14 protein-coding genes are annotated in these 16,621 nt (G+C 72.7%); 8 read left to right on the forward strand and 6 right to left on the reverse strand.

What is annotated here, in order from left to right:
• The first annotated feature begins 185 nt into the window (after nt 1–185).
• The gene (locus tag QOZ88_RS14235; protein WP_306000400.1) at nt 186–917 is read left to right on the forward strand and encodes a calcium-binding protein; all 732 of its coding nucleotides are present in this window, start codon (nt 186–188) and stop codon (nt 915–917) included.
• Here the strand turns inward: QOZ88_RS14235 and QOZ88_RS14240 are convergent.
• Nucleotides 903–2,114 carry a sulfotransferase family protein gene (locus tag QOZ88_RS14240; protein ID WP_306000401.1) on the reverse strand — a complete coding sequence of 404 codons (1,212 nt, stop codon included), beginning with the start codon at nt 2,112–2,114 and terminating at the stop codon, nt 903–905. The genes QOZ88_RS14235 and QOZ88_RS14240 overlap by 15 nt on opposite strands.
• Complete coding sequence (locus QOZ88_RS14245) at nt 2,111–3,409, reverse strand: O-antigen ligase family protein (protein ID WP_306000402.1); 1,299 nt, start codon at nt 3,407–3,409, stop codon at nt 2,111–2,113. Before QOZ88_RS14245 ends, QOZ88_RS14240 begins: the two co-directional genes overlap by 4 nt.
• A gap of 101 nt (nt 3,410–3,510) precedes the next feature.
• Between QOZ88_RS14245 and QOZ88_RS14250 the strand changes: the two genes are divergently transcribed.
• On the forward strand, nt 3,511–4,461 hold the full coding sequence (locus QOZ88_RS14250) for a sulfotransferase (RefSeq protein WP_306000403.1): 951 nt from the start codon (nt 3,511–3,513) through the stop codon (nt 4,459–4,461).
• Nucleotides 4,462–4,466: 5 nt separating this feature from the next.
• On the opposite strand, the gene QOZ88_RS14255 is transcribed toward QOZ88_RS14250, so the two are convergent.
• Together QOZ88_RS14255 and QOZ88_RS14260 are read right to left on the reverse strand one after the other, a co-directional pair.
• A complete protein-coding gene (locus QOZ88_RS14255; RefSeq protein ID WP_306000404.1) occupies nt 4,467–5,237 on the reverse strand; it encodes a polysaccharide deacetylase family protein in 771 nt (256 codons plus the stop codon).
• Entirely contained in the window at nt 5,234–6,370 is a 1,137-nt protein-coding gene (locus QOZ88_RS14260) for a glycosyltransferase family 4 protein (protein WP_306000405.1), read from the reverse strand. The genes QOZ88_RS14255 and QOZ88_RS14260 overlap by 4 nt, the downstream gene beginning before the upstream one ends.
• 231 nt (nt 6,371–6,601) lie before the next feature.
• Here QOZ88_RS14260 and QOZ88_RS14265 point away from each other — a divergent pair, with 231 nt between their 5' ends.
• Together QOZ88_RS14265 and QOZ88_RS14270 are read left to right on the forward strand one after the other, a co-directional pair.
• Complete coding sequence (locus QOZ88_RS14265; protein ID WP_306000406.1) at nt 6,602–7,705, forward strand: hypothetical protein; 1,104 nt, start codon at nt 6,602–6,604, stop codon at nt 7,703–7,705.
• Nucleotides 7,702–9,411: a fibronectin type III domain-containing protein gene (locus QOZ88_RS14270; RefSeq protein ID WP_306000407.1), complete on the forward strand. Its 1,710-nt coding sequence runs from the start codon at nt 7,702–7,704 to the stop codon at nt 9,409–9,411. Before QOZ88_RS14265 ends, QOZ88_RS14270 begins: the two co-directional genes overlap by 4 nt.
• Before the next feature lie 328 nt (nt 9,412–9,739).
• On the opposite strand, the gene QOZ88_RS14275 is transcribed toward QOZ88_RS14270, so the two are convergent.
• On the reverse strand, nt 9,740–11,146 hold the full coding sequence (locus tag QOZ88_RS14275; protein ID WP_306000408.1) for a sugar transferase: 1,407 nt from the start codon (nt 11,144–11,146) through the stop codon (nt 9,740–9,742).
• Nucleotides 11,147–11,666: 520 nt separating this feature from the next.
• Between QOZ88_RS14275 and QOZ88_RS14280 the strand changes: the two genes are divergently transcribed.
• The 4 genes from QOZ88_RS14280 (at nt 11,667) to cysN (ending at nt 16,485) form a co-directional block, all read left to right on the forward strand.
• Nucleotides 11,667–12,644, forward strand: coding sequence for a sulfite exporter TauE/SafE family protein (locus QOZ88_RS14280; protein ID WP_306000409.1), 978 nt, complete (start codon nt 11,667–11,669; stop codon nt 12,642–12,644).
• A 220-nt stretch (nt 12,645–12,864) separates the two neighbouring features.
• Nucleotides 12,865–13,665, forward strand: a complete 801-nt coding sequence (locus QOZ88_RS14285) for a 3'(2'),5'-bisphosphate nucleotidase CysQ (RefSeq protein ID WP_306000410.1) — start codon at nt 12,865–12,867, stop codon at nt 13,663–13,665.
• 16 nt (nt 13,666–13,681) lie between these two features.
• Nucleotides 13,682–14,587 (forward strand): sulfate adenylyltransferase subunit CysD, encoded by a 906-nt coding sequence (cysD, locus tag QOZ88_RS14290; protein WP_306000411.1) that lies wholly within the window; start codon nt 13,682–13,684, stop codon nt 14,585–14,587.
• A complete protein-coding gene (cysN, locus tag QOZ88_RS14295) occupies nt 14,587–16,485 on the forward strand; it encodes a sulfate adenylyltransferase subunit CysN (protein ID WP_306000412.1) in 1,899 nt (632 codons plus the stop codon). Before cysD ends, cysN begins: the two co-directional genes overlap by 1 nt.
• Here cysN and QOZ88_RS14300 read toward each other — a convergent pair.
• Nucleotides 16,478–16,615, reverse strand: coding sequence for a hypothetical protein (locus QOZ88_RS14300; RefSeq protein ID WP_306000413.1), 138 nt, complete (start codon nt 16,613–16,615; stop codon nt 16,478–16,480). The genes cysN and QOZ88_RS14300 overlap by 8 nt on opposite strands.
• Nucleotides 16,616–16,621 lie beyond the last annotated feature (6 nt).

Genomic DNA, 16,621 nt, shown 5'->3' on the forward strand with positions numbered 1-16,621 from the left:
GGGAGCTCCGCGCCCCGTCCGGTCCTCTCCACGACCTGGCCCTCACCACGCACGGTGCTCGGACACGGACGCAGGGGTCACGACCGGCCACCGGCCGTGGCACAGAGCAGTTGGTCCCTGTCTCCCCGGTGCCGGGCGCAACAACGTACTTCCCGACGTCATCCACGGTCGAGGGGGAACCTGCCATGAAGCGACGCACGTCCGTCCTGCCCGCGGTCCTCCTGGTGACCACGGTGATGGCGCCGGCCACGGCCGCGCAGGCCGCCACTCCCCTGTGCTTCGGAAAACCGGCGACCATCGTCGGGACGGCGGGCGCCGACGTGCTCGTGGGGCAGTCCGGCGTGGCGGACGTCATCTACGGCGCGGGAGGTGACGACAGGATCGTCGGCGGCGACTTCTACTCGGACGACGCGGTGCCGGGGCTGGCGGCGGACCTCTTGTGCGGCGGCCCGGGAGCGGACGCCGTCACGGGTGGTCCGGGCAACGACAAGATCAACGGTGGCGACGGGAACGACGTCGTGAACGGTGGGCGCGGGGCGGACGTCGTGCAGGGGAACGCCGGGGACGACCAGGTCGTCGACGAGTCCTCCGCCGACATGGACGCGGGGAACGACACCCTGCGCGGCGACGGAGGACATGACCGGATCACCGTCGCCTGGGGAATCGACAAGGCCTACGGCGGCGCCGGCGACGACACGATCACCGACACGGAGTGCAGCACGTCCTACCTGTACGGCGGAACAGGCGCCGACACCTTCGAGTCCTACCGCTCCAGCTTCGAGGGGTGGACCGCCTCGTACTGCCCGGGCAAGGACTACGTCAACGGCAACGAGCACCACGACTCCGCCCTGGTGAGCCAGGCGGACGCCGTGACCGGCGTGGAGTCCCTCCGGCGGGTGTCGTCAGCCGTCGGCTGACGACCGGCAGGCCCTGCGGCGCCCGCGGCGCGTCCACGAGCGCGCGGGCGTCGCCGGCCCCCCGCCCCCCCGGGGGCCGGCGGGCCCGGGGGGCGGCGTGCCGCGCGGCGCTGTCCGGTTGCGCACCGCGCCGCTCGCGGCGCCGAACAACTCGATCGGCACCCCGGTGGCCCGGCGCTGCGCCCGCCGGGCGGCATTGGTCCAGCGCACCGCCCGGCTCGACCGGATCCGTGCCAGAGCCGCTTCGGCCGCCTGCAGCCGCTTCGCGAGCTCTGCCGGGCTCATGTCCGGCATGATCACGGCCGCCGTGTCCTCGGCCACCGACACCGCCCCCTCGCCGGCCTGCCGCTCCGCGAGTCCGGCACGGGTCAGGAGCCGGCGCCGCCCCTCGGCGTTCGGGGGCACCAGCGCCCCGGGCGCCCCGGGCTCGGTCGGCTGGTAGCCGAGGAAGCGGGCCAGCGGGCCGGCGGAGGACTCCAGCAGCCGGCGGGTGTCCTCCGTCATCGAGTCGGACCAGCGGTGCGCGCGGTCGGTGGTGATGGGATCCCGGGTCCTGGTGGCGCCTGCCGAGATCCGGGGGGTGCCCCGGGCGGCCTGCACGTCGTTGTGGCGCAGCAGGTCCTCCGACCAGGGCTCGTCCAGGAACTCGACCAGTTCGTGCAGGGTCTCCTCCGGGTGCGCCACGAGGTCCTCGTAGCGCAGCAGGGCGAAACGGTCGTCGGCGAGTTCGAGGCCCCGGCGCAGGATCTCCTTGTTCGTGCTCTCCCAGTAGGTGACGGCATCCGAGGTCTCGTAGTGGAACTTCTCGACCAGGGAGTGCACGACCGCGCCGGGGTGGCGGACGATGGCGACGAAGACTGCGTCCGGGAACAGCGCCGCCATCTGGGCGATGTACCGCGAGTGGAAAGGCGTCTTCTCACCCCACCGGCTCTTGCCCTGGGACTGCGCGTGCCGCTCGAACATGCCGGCGTAGAATCCGCGCAGCCGCGCGTCGAACTCCTCCTCGGTGAAGCCCAGCCGCTCGAACCAGTTCCGGCCGCGCGCCCAGTTCGGGATCTCCTTCGCGGCCGTCAGGCCGCCCATGAAGCCGGTCTCCTCGCAGATGGAGATGTTCGGGTGCGCGTCGAGGACCAGCCGGAACAGCGTGCTGCCGGAACGCATGGTGCCCACGACGAAGATCGGGCGCTCGAGCGTCACTGCACCTCCTGCTGGGCCGGCACGAGACCTCCCACTGCCGGGCGCGCCGGCTCCGCCCGCTCCTGGGTGGCCGCAGCGACGGTCTCCGAGACGGCGACGTAGGCGATGACGGCCCAGAAGAACTTGTAGTTGATGTTGGACAGGAAGAAGGAGGAGACGCACGTGCCCAGCAGGGCCGCCATCGGTGGGGCCCGCATCGCGGCGGGCAGTCGCCACGCGCTCAGCAGGGCGACCGCCAGGCCGAGCACCATGATCACCAAGCCGGGCAGGCCGACCTCGATCACCGCGAGCAGGAAGATGCTGTGCGGCTCGAAGGTGGCGCCGCGCGGCTGCACCCGCGCCTCAGGGGTCGAGGACAGCTCCTGCTGGTAGACCGTGGGGAAGGCACCCCAGCCGGCCCCGCCCAGGCAGTACAGCGGGCAGGCCTGGGCGCCGACCATCCAGATGTCGGTGCGCCCGGAGGAGTTCGTCGAGTTCTCGACCTGCCGCCGCCCGAAGCCGAACGGCTGGAACATCAGCGCCAGCGCGATCAGCACCACCACCGAGGTGGCGATCACCGCCTTGCGGGCCCGGGGTGCGATGCCGAGCCACAGGACGACCGCGAAGACGACGAAGGCGCTCAGCAACCCGCCGCGGGAACCGGTCATGAGGATCCCGAGGAGGAGGAGCAGCGTCGCGGCGCCGTGGAGGAGGCGGCTCCGGCCGGACTCCGTCAGGGTGCGCGACGCGGCCACCGCGAGAGGGAGGAGCAGGGCGGCGGCTTCGTTGTTGGCCCCGAGCAGGTCGTCGCCGAACCGCGGGGGGCCGTCACCGGGCCCCGTCCTCTTCCCCGGGAGACCGCCGAGCAGGGTCATCTGCACGAGGCCGTAGCCCACGACGGCGACCCCGCCGGCCATGAGCGAGGTCGCGAAGAGCCGCAGCGTCCGGTGGTCGAAGCGGGTCAGCACGAGCGCCACCAGCAGGACCACGTTGCTGGCCAGGATGCGGAGGTCGAGGAAGGTCGCGCCCGGCGCGATGCTCCAGAAGAGCGAGAACCCGGACAGGGCGAGGAAGGCCAGCCACACGGGGATCGCCAGCGGGATCCGGGCGCTCCCCCACCGCGTCGTCACCAGCTGAATCAGGAGCGCGGCTCCCAGCAGCAGGCCGAGCAGCGAGGAGATCCCGCCGAACGCCCCGGGGAAGACCTTGAAGCTCGAGCCGAACGGGATTAGGACCGCGTAGGGGGGCAACGCGTAGCGCACCGGGTCGCGGAAGCAGGCGATGACGTAGGCGCCCAGGAGCGGCGACAGAGCCACGACGAACACCGTGGTCAGATCCACGCCCGGACCGCCTCTCCGCTCACAGGCCGGGGATCGTCGCACATTCCGGGCCCCTTGTGACCGCTACTGTTCGCGAGGTGGCACGGATCAAGGTTCTGTCGATCGTGGGGCCGGGACGCAGCGGCACGACGGTGCTCGCCGGCATCCTGGGAGCGGTCGACGGGGTGGTCGACGTCGGCGAGCTGCGGTGGTTGTGGCAGCGCGGACTGCTGGAGCGGCGCACGTGCGGGTGCGGTCTCCCGGTGGGCGAGTGCCCCCTCTGGTCCGCGGTCGTCGCCGAGGTCGCGGCCGGCCGGACCGGGACCGTCGCAGCGCTCGCCGGGGAGGTCGCCTCGGCCCAGGCGCTGCTGACCTCCCGCCGGCGCCGGCTGCGGGTGGTCCGGAGCGCGGCGACCGGCGCCGACTGGCGGCCGCTCGAGCCGATCCGGACGGTCACGGACCAGCTCGTGCGGGCGGTCGCCGAGGTGACCGGGGCGCGCGTCATCGTCGACAGCTCCAAGCGGGCGCAGGACGCCGCCGTGCTCGCAGGGCTCCCGGACGTCGACCTCTACGTCCTGCACATGGTGCGCGACCCTCGCGCGGTCGTCTTCTCGTGGGGCAGGCGGGACAAGACGATCCGGGTGGACGGGGGATCCCGGCCGATGGGGACCCGGGGGTTGCTGTCGAGCGTCAGCCGCTGGATGGAGAACGGCCTGGGTGCCGCGGCCCTGCGCCGGCACGTCCCGGCCGACCGGTGGATGTTCGTGCGCTACGAGGAGTTCGCCGCCCAGCCCCGGGTGACGGTCTCGCGCATCCTCACCTTCCTCGGCGAGGACGCCGCCGCACCGTTCGTCGACGACGACTCCGTGGTGCTGGACGTGAACCACACCGTGGCCGGCAACCCGAACCGGTTCCGCGTCGGGCCGGTCACCATCCGCCTGGACGACGAGTGGAGCCGGCGCATGCCGCGCCACCGCCAGCTCCTGGTGCAGGGGCTGACGTGGCCGCTGCGGCGCACGCTCCCGGGCGGGACGTCCCGTCCGGCCTGACCTGCTCAGGCCCTCGCGCGCACCTTCCCGACCACGGCCTTCACCCGACGGGCGCTCCGGGCGACCGGGTCCGACGTGCGCAGGGGCAGGTACGGACGTGCTTCCTTGACGCGGACGGCGAGCAACCCGTTCCCGCGCCAGATGCCGACCCGGGGGACGGCGTAGGGCCCTGACACCTCGGCCGTCTCGGGCAACGCGAACGCGTGCGTGTAGCCGGCCGCGGCGGCCGCCTTGCGCACGCCGGCGTCGTGCAGCCCGCGGGGATAGGCCAGCTGGGTGACCTCCCGGCCGAGGAGGTCGGAGAGGAACTCCCGGCTCGCTCGCAGGTCTCGGACGCACTCCTCGTAGGACAGGTCCGTGAGGTCGTGGTGGGCCCAGCTGTGCGACTGGAAGTCCACACCGGCGTCCTGCATCTCGAGGACCTGGTCGCAGGTCAGCGTGGTCAGGCGCGCGGTGCCCGCGCCCTTGACCCAGTCGACCGGCCGGCCGGCCGGCGTGAGGGTCTGCGCGACGAGGAAGACGGTGGCCGGCAGGCGCAGGCGGGTGAGCACCGGAAGCACGTGCTCGTGCAGCGCGGCGAAACCGTCGTCGAACGTCAGCGCGACCGTTCCGCTCGGCAACCGCATGCGGGCGTCCAGCCGGGGAAGGGCGTCGGCGAGGGGGAGGACGTGGCGGCTGCGGCTGAGCCACGCCATCTGCTGGGCGAACGCCTCGGGCCTGACCGCGAGGGGGGACTCCCAGTCCGGCTCCACCGAGTGGTAACAGAGGATGGTCATCGGGCTCCTCCCGCGCGGCCCCGCCGCCGTGCGGCCGGGACGAGTTGGTCGTAGAGAGCGGACACGTTAGCGGCGGTGACCTCGCTGGAGAACATCTCCACGACCCGCTCTCTCCCCGCCTCCCCCATGCGGCGCCGCAGCTCCGGGTCGGTGAGCAGCGGCTCGAGCGCATCCGCGAGCTCTTTCGGGCTCTGCACCGGCACGACACGTCCGGTGACCCCGTCGGCGACCGAGCGCGCCACGTCTCCCACGTCGGTGGCGACGACCGGCAGCCCGGCGGCCATCGCCTCGAGCACCGACAAGGGCATCGCCTCCCACCAGGACGGCAGGCAGAACACGTCCGCGGCGGCGAACTCGGCGGGCATCTCCTCGGGGGTTCGGGTACCGAGCAGCCGCGCGGACCCGTCCAGGCCGGCGCGGACCTCCGCCTCCGCGGCCGGCCCCTCGTCCGGGGTCCCTCCGAGGAGCCAGGTCTCGTGGTCGACCCCCCTGTCCCGCAGCAGCCGCGACGCCTCGAGCAGGTCCAGCACCCCCTTGCGCGGCGTCAGCAGACCCACGTAGAGGACCCGCGGCGGCTCGTGGTCGCCCTCGCGCTGGGGACGACCCTCCACCGGCACTCCGTTGTCGATGAGCAGCACGCGCCCCTCGGGCAGGACCTGGCGGAGAGCCCGCTCACCCGCCGTCCACACCGCGACCACCCGGGAGGCCGGGACCATGGCCAGCCGCAGGAGGAAGCGGCGCAGCGGCGTGGTCAGCCAGAACTGGATGTTCCCGCCGTGCGCGTGCACCACGACGGAGCAGCCCCGGGCGCGACCGGCGGCGGCGAGCAGCGCCGCGCGGAGGACGGTCACGGCCGGCGCCAGCGCCGAGTGGATGTGGACGATGTCGCACCCGCGGGCGCGCCGCCACACCGACACCGCGTCCTGGACGGTGCGACGGAGGTTGCCCCAGGTCACGTGCCCGCCCTCGGGGGTGCCCGCGTGCGCCACGTTGAGGAACCGGAGGTCGTGGTCCAGGGCCAGGCGGCTGCCGAGCAGCGTGTCCAGGAAGGTCGGGATGCCGCCGCGGTCGGGCGCTCCCTTCCCCACCATCAGCACCGTCTTCCTGCTGGCGTTCTGCCGTGAGCTCGACATCCGGTCTCTCCGGGGTCGTGGGGGCGGCCGGGAGGCCTCCGAGGGAGGGCGGACGATACCCCATCCCCAACGGCCGATCAGCGGCTATGGTGGCGCTCCGCCGAGCCGGCCAGGTGGAGGACGGGGACTATGTCTGTGAGCTCCGAACAACCGAGATTCGGTCGCAAGCTGAGCTGGTGCCTCAGGCACTTCAGCTGGGTGCCCCTGGTCTGCCTTCTCGTGGGAGCGGCCGTGCCGCTGCTCGTGGTGCGGGCCGAGCGGACGTACCAGGCCGAGGCGCTGGTGGTCGCCCGCCAGCTCACGGTCCACCAGCGGGTCCTCCCGTCGCTCGCCGAGTCGGTGTTCTCCGGCGGGGCCGTCGCGGATGCCGTGGCCGCGGACCCGGCGCTGGGCCCGGCGGTGGGCGGTGAGGCGAACGGCCTCGTCCCCGGCACGCTGTCCGTGGTCGCCGGGCCGGACTCCGTGACGATGGTGGTGCAGGCCCGCGACGACGACCCGGTGACCGCGGCGCGGATGGCCGACCTGGCGGCCCAGGCGTACGCGGCGGAGCTGAACCGCGCCGGCTCCGGCGTCGGCGAGTTCGCCGTCCTCTCGCCCGCCCTCGTGCCGACCACGCCGCTGGACCCGGTCTCCTACCCCCTGCAGGCGGGAGCGGGCGCACTCGCCGGCCTGGTCCTCGGGCTGGGACTGATCGCGATGATCGCCGCCCTCCGCCAGCCCTGCGTGACGTCTCCGGACGTCAAGGACGCCGTGGGCGTGCCCCTGCTGGGGATCGTGGAGCTGCCCCGTGCGACACCGGGGACCTACCTGGGCGCCCGCGGGGTGCGCGGCATCGCCGCGGTGACCCGCTGGCTCGCCACCGCTCCGGCCGGGCGGCTCACCCTGATCAGCTCCCCGTCGGCCGAGGGGTTGCGGCACCGCATCTTCGTCATGGTCGCGATCGCGATGTCCACCGTCCGGCCCGTGCGGTTGCAGGCGCCCCAGGAGATCGTCGACGCAGCGCGCGCGCAGACGCGCCAGGCCGGGGACGCCATGCCCTCCGAGCTCCGCCACGAGGAGACCGGTGAGCTGCTCCTCGTCGACGGGGGGTCCCCGTCGGAGCTCGTCGACCCGGCCGCGGCTCCCGTGTACGTGATCGCCGTGGCGCCGCTCGGCATCTCCCCCCGGCGGCTGCGCACGCTGGCGCTGGACTACCTCGACGGTGGCCTGCTCGGCGTCATCCTCGTCAAGCGCCGGCTCGGGCTGCGCGCACGGCGCGGGGTCTCGCGGTCGCCCGCGCAGGCGACCCGGGCACTGCAGCCGGCCGGTGACGTGCCCGCCCCGGAGCCGGCGTGAAGCGGAGGGGCCGGCGGTCTCGCGGCCTGTGGCTCCTCGCCCTCGTCGTCGCGCTGGCCACCGGCGGGACCGTCCCGGCCGGGGCCGACACGACCACGCAGCCGCAGACCTTCCAGGGCCCCGGGTACAGCCCGGAGTACGCGGATCCGCCAACCGGCAGCGAGAACCAGAGCAAGCTGTGGTTCCACGCGGACGCCTGGTGGGCGCTGATCGTCGAGCCGGCGGGCCGCTCGGTCCGGGTCTTCGAGCTCATGCCCCACCACATCTGGCGGCCGACATCGGCGGTCGTCAACACCGACACCGGGGACGTCGGGGACGCCCTCCGGGACGGTGACGCCGTCCACGTCGTGACCCGGAGCAGCGACGCGTCCCTGTTCTACGTGAACCTGTCCTTCGACGCAGCCGCGCGGGACTACCGGGTCGCTGCCCCCGTGCTGGTGACCCCGCGCAACTCCGGCTCGCCACCCACCATCGCGAAGGACGCGGCGGGCGCGCTCTGGGTCGGCTACGCCACCGCCACCAACGTCGTGGTCATCCGCAGCCTGGACGGTGGGCTCACCTGGGGCCGCGTGACGACGTTGTCGTCCGGAGGGCCCGGCGGGGCCGTGGAGGCCGGCGCCCTGATCGCCTTCGACGATCGCGTCGGGATGCTCTGGTCGGACCAGGCGAGCGGCTCCTTCCGCTTCGCGTCGCACCGCGCCGGGGACGACCCCACGGTCTGGACCCACGAAGTGGCGGTGAGCGGGCCCAACGTCGCCGACAACCACGTCAGCCTCGGGCGCATCCCCGGGGCTTCAGGAGACACGCTGGTCGCCGTGGTGAAGACGGCCGATGGTGAGCCGATCGGCAACCCCGCCGCAGGCGAGATCGCCGTCCTCGTGCGGGCTCCCGGAGGGCAGTGGTCCACCGTCCCCGTCAGCTCGCTCGACGAAGGGTTCAACGATCCGATCGTGCAGGTCGACGTCGCGACGAATGCGCTGCACGTCCTCGCGAGCTACAACGGCTCGATCGTCAGGAAGACGTCGCCCTTGGACGCGATCGCCTTCCCGCCCGGGATGGGCACGACCCTGGTGAACGGCACGGGTCACCAGTTGAGCAACCCGACGGGAACCAAGGACGTCCTGGACGCGCGATCCGGCCTGGTGGTCCTGGCGAGCGACTGGCACAGCCGCACCTACCGGCACGCGGAGATGCCGCTGGGGCCGCCCGCGGCCGATCCCGCCGACCAGGTGCCGCCCACGTCGCCGCCGACGGTGCAGGCTCAGGTGCTCTCCTCCGGGGCGGTCGCCCTCTCCTGGGCCGCCGCCAGCGACGGGGACCGCTGGGTGCCGGGCGGCACCGGTGTCCCGGTGGCCGGGTACGTCGTCTCGCGCGACGGCGTGGAGATCGCCTCGGTGCCCACGACCGGCATGCGGGACCAGTTGCCGGCGGCGTCGGAGACCGCGGCCCCCAGGGTGGTCGAGTACTCGGTCGCCGCCGTCGACGCCTCCGGCAACCGCTCCGCCCCGGCCGCGCTGACCGTGGAGATCCCCGCGGGCGGCTCGTCACGCACGCTGGTCCTCGTTGCGGTCGGGCTGCTGGCCCTGGCCGGCGTCCTGGCCGCGGGCTACCTCCTGTACCGCTGGAGAGTGGTACGCGGTACGCAGCTGCCGAGCTCCCCGCAGCGGTCCCGCGAGCTCACCCGGGAGCGCACCCCCGTCGCCTGAGCCGGGTGCACGGGCACGTCGGCCCCTGTGCGGGTCCGCCGCCGTCCAGGCCGGGCGCGATCGGACCGATGTCCGGTCGCAGCCGCCGGCGAAGTGGATCGGTCCCGTCGGCCGTCGCACCGGCCGGGTGGACGGGGCGGGTCCGTGCCGGTCCGCGGGGCGAGGTGCGGCGCCGGTCCACGGGGCGAGGTGCGGCGCCGGGCCACGAGGCCGGTGGTGTCCCCGGCCCCGCGGGGTCGGTGCGCGCCCGGTTCCGAGGCCGGACACCGAGCTCAGCGGTGCAGCGGGCACCACACGCGGTCACCGCCCTTCCAGGACGGGCGGGGGCTCACCTGCCGGCGGCGCGCAACACCTGGCTGGCCGTCCGGAGCAGGATCTTCAGGTCCCCCCACATCGACCAGTTCTCGATGTAGAAGTTGTCGAAGCGGGCGCGGTCCTCGATCGAGGTGTCCCCGCGCAGCCCGTGCACCTGCGCCCACCCGGTGAGCCCCACGGGGACGCGGTGCCGCGCGAAGTACCACGGGTACTGACGGGTGAACTCGTCGACGAAGAAGGGGCGCTCGGGCCGGGGACCCACCAGGCTCATGTCGCCACGGAGGACGTTCCAGAGCTGTGGCAGCTCGTCCAGCGAGGTCCGGCGCAGAACTTTCCCGAACGGGCCCAGCCGCTCGTCCTCACCGATGTTCCAGTGGGTGTTGGCCTCGGACTCCTCCGCCGGTCGCATCGAGCAGAACTTGAGGAGCGTGAACGGGCGCCCGTCCAGACCCACCCTGGTCTGGCGGAAGACGACCGACCTGGTCTCCCAGAGGCTCATGAGCGTGCAGAGGAGCAGCACCGGGGCCAGCGCCAGCAGCAGGCTGGATGAGATGAAGATGTCGCTGGCCCGCTTGACCGACCAGGCCCTGGTGCGGAACGGCGCCCGCCGCATGCGCACGACCGGCATCCCCCACAGCACCTCGGTGTCCTTGGTGACCGCGTGCACCTCGAACAGCCGCGGGACGAAGAGGATCTCGCAGGCCAGCCGGTCGCAGGCCCGCAGCAGGTGCACGATCTCCGACTCCCTGACCGAGCCGAAGGTGACGATGACCAGGTCGACCCGGTGCTCCAGGACGACATCGGTGAGCGCCTCGTAACCGCCCAGCAGGGGAACGGGCCGTTCCTGCTGGTCCAGCAGCGGGTCGTCGTCCAGCATGCCCTTCGGGATGAGGCCGTACTCCGGATGGGCCGCGAGGTTCGCGGCCAGCTCGCCGGAGACCGAGCCCGCGCCGAGGATCAGCGCCCGCTGTCGCAGCCGGCCACGGCGCCGGGCCTCCCGGATGAGGCCGTAGGCGACCGCCCGGCCGACGATGCAGAGCACGCCGAAGAGGGCGCAGGTGACCAGCCGGGCGAGTCCGGCCGTCCCGTCGTTCAGCCCGCCGAGCACCATCGCGAGGGCGCCCGCGGCGAGCGACCGCCCGAGGATGTCGGGGACGTCGTCGAGCACCGACAGGCTCAGCCGCGGTCGGTACAGACCGCCGGCGTGGAAGAGCACGAGGATCAGGAGCAGGACGACGAATATCTTCCAGCTGGGCCGGGACGTCAGCGTCATCGCCAGCGCGAAGGCGGCGAGGTCCGCACACACGAGCACCGTGCGGATGAAGAACCTGCGCTTGCGTCCGCGCTTGCGGCCGCCGCGGAGGTGGCCGAGCGAGGTCGACGCCGACGGCTGCCGGACGGTGTTCCTCGACAGCCGCACCCGACGCTTCTCGAGAGGATGCGCCCGCCCGCTCATCACTCCTCGCATCCGCTGCTGCGGACGGCGCTCCGACGCCGACGGGCCGTCGCGAGGGTGCCGGGCGGGCTGCTGTGCTCTGTCGGCAGAACTCGCAGGTACGTCTGCTGTGCGTCTGCAGCCATGGCCATCCTCGCCCGCAACCGTCCCGATGATGGAGCCGGACCATAGGGATCGCAGGCGTCCAGGAGAAGTGGTCGGCACGCGCTACGGCGGGGATGGCCGACCTTTCTCGGCCGCCCCCACGGAGAGCTGACTCAGCACATACGGTCGGTCAGGAACTCGCCGGGTGGCCGTCCGCTCGTCGACGAGTGTTCGCGGACCCGTCGGGCGGCGTTCTTTTCCCGGGACGCGAAACCTACTGGCCGGCCGCACGAGCCCCTATGGTCGGCGGCCAACGAAGGGCCCCCGGCCCGGCCCGTCGTCGAGGCCGGCCGGGGCAGACGAGACCGCGATGCGTCACCGACCGAGGCACGGGGTGGACATGGACTGGGATCCTGCGATCGCGGTCGCCGGCCTGCTGGTCGGCATCGTCGTCGGACTGACCGGGATGGGCGGTGGCGCCCTGATGACACCGATCCTGGTCTTCTTCTTCGGCGTCCCGCCCCTGGCCGCCGTGTCGAGCGACGTCGTGGCCAGCCTGTTCATGAAGCCGATCGGCGGCGTGGTGCACCTGCGACGCGGCACCGTCCACCTGGGCATGGTCGCGTGGTTGTGCGTGGGCTCGATCCCCGGGGCGTTCACCGGAGTCCTGCTGCTGCGGTCTATCGGTGAGGGCGGGAACCTCCAGGACATCCTCCTGACCGCGCTGGGCGGCGTCCTGGTCCTCGCCTCCCTGGCGATGGCCGCGAAGGCCTACCTCCGGCTGCGGGAGAGGGAACGGCGTCGGGCCCGCGGCCGGGCCGACGCGCCGGAGCGGCCGCTGAGCACCATCCCGGTGAAGCGCCTGGCCACCGTGCTCGTCGGGGCAGGCGGAGGGCTGGTCGTCGGGATGACGTCGGTGGGCGCCGGGTCGCTGATGATCGTGTCCCTGCTGCTGCTCTACCCCTCCATCCGGGCCGGGCAGCTGGTCGGCACCGACCTGGTCCAGGCGGTGCCGCTGGTGGCGGCGGCCTCGGTCGGGCACCTCATGTTCGGCGACTTCGGCCTCGCCCTGACCGCCAGCGTGCTGGTCGGTGCCATCCCCGGGGTCTGGCTGGGCGCCCGGGTCTCCTCGCGTTCGCCCGGCAGCCTGGTCCGGCGGGCGCTCACCGTGATCCTCCTGGCGTCCGGGGTGAAGCTGCTCGGGGCCTCGACGGTGGTCGTCCTCGTCACCGTCGCCGCGGCGCTGGTCGGCGGCCTCGCGGCCTGGACGTGGGTGCGGGTCCGGCACGGCGAGGCGCCCCTGGCCCGCCAGGAACGCCGCCGCCGCCAGGCCGCCCGCGAAGCCGGACCCACCGCGACGTCCGCGCCGGTGAACTGACGGATGAGCGCGGCTGTCCGATGCACTTCGCGACAGGAGGTAGCCGAGCCGGTACGGGTCGTCCACGACAGACCCCGCAGCGCCGCCCCGGCAGCCTTTCGGCCGACCACCGCCGCGCACGAGGAACGAGCCCCTGTTCCGACACCCGGTCGACATGCAAGATGACGCACCTCGAACCGCCCCCCGGCCGTGCCGGAAGGCTTGACCAGTGAGGACGACCATGCCCCCGCAGCCGCAGCCGCCGATCAGGGACCTCGACCGGGAGGGGCTGTCGGACGTCGATCTGGCGGTCGAGCTGGCCGGGACGGCCGGGCGTGCCTTGCTCGAGCTGCGGTCCGGCGTGGGCGACCTGCCGGCCGACGAGGTGAAGAAGCGCGGGGACGCGGCCGCGCAGCAGGTCCTCGCCGCCGGGCTGGCCGTGGCCCGGCCGGGCGACGCCGTGCTGTCCGAGGAAGCGGTCGACGACGCCACCCGGCTCGACGCGAGCCGGGTGTGGATCATCGACCCCCTCGACGGCACCCGCGAGTACTCGGAGGGCCGGTCCGACTGGGCGGTGCACGTGGCGCTGTGGGAGGCCGGTTCGCTGGTCGCCGGCGCCGTGGCGCTCCCCGGGCTGGGGACCGTGCTCGCCACCGACCCCGCCGCGGTGGCCCCCTCCCGGGACGCCGCGGCACCGTGGCGCATGGCGGTGAGCCGCAGCCGGCCCCCGGCCATCGCGACGGGCGTCGCCCAGGCCCTCGGCGCCGACCTCGTCGCGATGGGATCGGCCGGTTTCAAGGTCGCCGCCGTGGTCCGCGGCGAGGCCGATCTGTACGTGCACGGCGGCGGTCAGTACGAGTGGGACTCCGCCGCACCGGTCGCCGTCGCGGTGGCGGCCGGACTGCACGCGTCCCGCCTCGACGGGTCGCCGCTCCGCTACAACCAGCCCGACCCGTACCTCCCCGACCTGGTGGTGTGCCGGCCCGAGATGGCCGAGCGGGTGCTCACCGAGATCGAGAGGGTGCAGCGGGATGTCCAGTGAAGACCGGGGGTCGACGATGACCGACACGCTCACGCACCTGCAGCGGCTCGAGGCCGAGAGCATCCACATCCTCCGTGAGGCGGTCGCCGAGAGCGAACGCCCGGTGATGCTCTACTCGATCGGCAAGGACAGCTCGGTGATGCTGCACCTGGCCAGGAAGGCCTTCTACCCCGCGCTCCCGCCCTTCCCGCTGCTCCACGTCGACACGACGTGGAAGTTCAAGCAGATGTACGAGTTCCGGGACAAGACGGCCGCCGAGCTCGGCATCGAGCTGCTGGTGCACCAGAACCCGGAGTGCCTGGAGCTGGGCATCAACCCCTTCAGCCACGGGTCGGCGACGCACACCGACATGTGGAAGACCCAGGGCCTGAAGCAGGCGCTGGACACGTGGCGGTTCGACCTGGCGTTCGGCGGCGCGCGCCGCGACGAGGAGAAGTCCCGCGCCAAGGAGCGCGTCTTCTCCCTCCGCTCGGCGCAGCACCGCTGGGACCCCAAGCAGCAGCGTCCCGAGCTGTGGCGCACCTACAACGTGCGGCGCAACCCGGGCGAGACCATGCGGGTGTTCCCGCTGTCGAACTGGACCGAGCTCGACGTGTGGCAGTACATCTACCTCGAGGGCATCCCGATCGTCCCCTTGTACTTCGGTGCGCCGCGGCCCGTGGTGGAGCGCGACGGGGCGCTGATCATGGTGGACGACGAGCGCTTCCCGCTCTTCGACGGCGAGGAGCCGCAGCTGCGCAGCGTGCGCTTCCGGACGCTCGGCTGCTACCCGCTCAGCGGCGCGGTGGAGAGCACCGCCGACACGCTGACCGCGGTGATCCAGGAGATGTTGCTGACCACCACCTCCGAGCGCCAGGGCCGGGTCATCGATCACGACTCCGCCGGCTCGATGGAGAAGAAGAAGCAGGAGGGCTACTTCTGATGACCGTGCCGTCGGGGCTCATCGCCGAGGACATCGAGTCCTACCTGGACATCCACCAGCACAAGTCGCTGCTCCGGTTCATCACCTGCGGCAGCGTCGACGACGGCAAGTCCACGCTGATCGGCCGGCTGCTGTACGAGTCGCACCTGGTCTTCGAGGACCACCTCGAGGCGCTGGAGGCCGACTCGAAGACGGGGACGCAAGGCGGTGAGCTCGACTTCGCGCTGCTGGTCGACGGGCTGGCCGCCGAGCGGGAGCAGGGCATCACCATCGACGTCGCCTACCGGTTCTTCTCCACCGAGAAGCGCAAGTTCATCGTCGCCGACACCCCGGGCCACGAGCAGTACACACGGAACATGGTCACCGGTGCGTCGACCGCCGAGGCCGCGGTGATCCTGATCGACGCGCGCCGGGGCGTGCTCACGCAGACCCGGCGGCACAGCTTCCTGGTCTCCCTGCTCGGCATCCGCAGGATCGTCGTCGCCGTCAACAAGCTCGACCTGGTCGGCTACTCGCGCGAGGTCTTCGAGGAGATCGAGGCCGAGTACCGCGACTTCGCCGCCCGGATCGGGCTGACCGACATCGTCTGCATCCCCATGTCGGCGCTCCGCGGCGACAACATCACCGAGCCCAGCCCGAACACGCCCTGGTACCACGGCCCGACGCTGCTCGGGCACCTCGAGACGGTTCCCGTGGGGCAGCACGCGAAGGATGGGCCGTTCCGCATGCCGGTCCAGTGGGTCAACCGCCCGGGCCACGACTTCCGCGGCTTCTCGGGGGTCGTCGTCGGCGGCCGGGTCCGGCCCGGTGACCGGGTCCGCGTGGTGCCCTCGGGGCAGCAGAGCACCGTCACGCGCGTCGTCACCATGGACGACGACCTCGACGAGGCCGTCGCCGAGCAGTCGGTGACGCTCACCCTCGCCGACGAGATCGACATCAGCCGCGGCGACGTGCTGTGCGCTGCGGACTCACCGGCGGGCTCCGCCGACCAGTTCGAGGCGCACGTCGTCTGGATGGCCGAGCACGAGATGCTGCCGGGTCGGCCCTACCTGCTGAAGCTCGGGACGCGCACGGTCCCCGCGTCGCTGAGCCGGCCCAAGTACCGCATCGACGTCAACACGCTCGAGCACACGGCGGCCACGACCCTGGCGCTCAACGAGATCGGGGTCTGCAACCTCAACCTGGACCGCCCGATCGCCTTCGACCCGTACGCGGAGAACCGGGACATGGGTGGCTTCGTGCTCATCGACCGGCTGACCAACGCCACCGTCGGGGCGGGGATGCTGCACTTCGCACTGCGGCGCTCGCAGAACGTCCACTGGCAGGCGATGGACGTCGACAAGGCGGCGCACGTCGAGCTGAAGGGTCACCGGCCCTGCGTCGTCTGGTTCACCGGGCTGTCGGGCGCTGGGAAGTCGAGCATCGCCAACCTCGTGGAGAAGCGGCTGCACGCGCTCGGAGTGCACACGACGCTGCTGGACGGCGACAACGTCCGGCACGGCCTCAACAAGGACCTGGGCTTCACCGAGGCCGACCGGGTCGAGAACATCCGCCGCGTGGGCGAGGTGTCGCGCCTGATGGTGAACGCGGGCCTCGTCGTCCTCGTCTCGTTCATCTCCCCGTTCCGGTCCGAGCGACGGATGGCTCGCGACATGGTCGGCGGGGGGGAGTTCTGCGAGGTGTTCGTGGACACCCCGCTTGACGTCGCCGAACGACGCGACGTCAAGGGGCTGTACGGCAAGGCTCGGCGGGGGGAGCTCGCGAACTTCACCGGCATCGACTCCCCCTACGAGGTGCCCGAGGATCCGGAGATCCACATCGACACGACCGCGACGAGCCCCGAGGAGGCGGCTCAGCAGGTCGTCGTCAGGCTCCGGGAGCTGGGCGTCATCACCTGATCAGCGCCGCGCCGGCCCGGTCCCGGTCCTGCGCCTGCTCCTCGTGCAACGCGCTCCTCCCGAGCGCGGCGACGAAGACGGCGGCCAGGACGGCGACGACCGCCCAGATCGCGAGCACGGTCAGCATCATGCGGAC

The sequence above is a fragment of the Blastococcus carthaginiensis genome (assembly GCF_030731085.1).
GTDB lineage: Bacteria > Actinomycetota > Actinomycetes > Mycobacteriales > Geodermatophilaceae > Blastococcus > Blastococcus carthaginiensis.

What these genes read in the sequence shown, in the direction of transcription:
- QOZ88_RS14280 (WP_306000409.1), top strand. Translation starts at nt 11,667, where the DNA reads ATGGACTGGGATCCTGCGATCGCGGTCGCCGGCCTGCTGGTCGGCATC.
- QOZ88_RS14285 (WP_306000410.1), top strand. Translation starts at nt 12,865, where the DNA reads ATGCCCCCGCAGCCGCAGCCGCCGATCAGGGACCTCGACCGGGAGGGG.
- QOZ88_RS14255 (WP_306000404.1), bottom strand. Translation starts at nt 5,237, where the DNA reads ATGACCATCCTCTGTTACCACTCGGTGGAGCCGGACTGGGAGTCCCCC.
- cysD (WP_306000411.1), top strand. Translation starts at nt 13,682, where the DNA reads ATGACCGACACGCTCACGCACCTGCAGCGGCTCGAGGCCGAGAGCATC.
- QOZ88_RS14235 (WP_306000400.1), top strand. Translation starts at nt 186, where the DNA reads ATGAAGCGACGCACGTCCGTCCTGCCCGCGGTCCTCCTGGTGACCACG.
- QOZ88_RS14300 (WP_306000413.1), bottom strand. Translation starts at nt 16,615, where the DNA reads ATGATGCTGACCGTGCTCGCGATCTGGGCGGTCGTCGCCGTCCTGGCC.
- QOZ88_RS14260 (WP_306000405.1), bottom strand. Translation starts at nt 6,370, where the DNA reads ATGTCGAGCTCACGGCAGAACGCCAGCAGGAAGACGGTGCTGATGGTG.
- cysN (WP_306000412.1), top strand. Translation starts at nt 14,587, where the DNA reads ATGACCGTGCCGTCGGGGCTCATCGCCGAGGACATCGAGTCCTACCTG.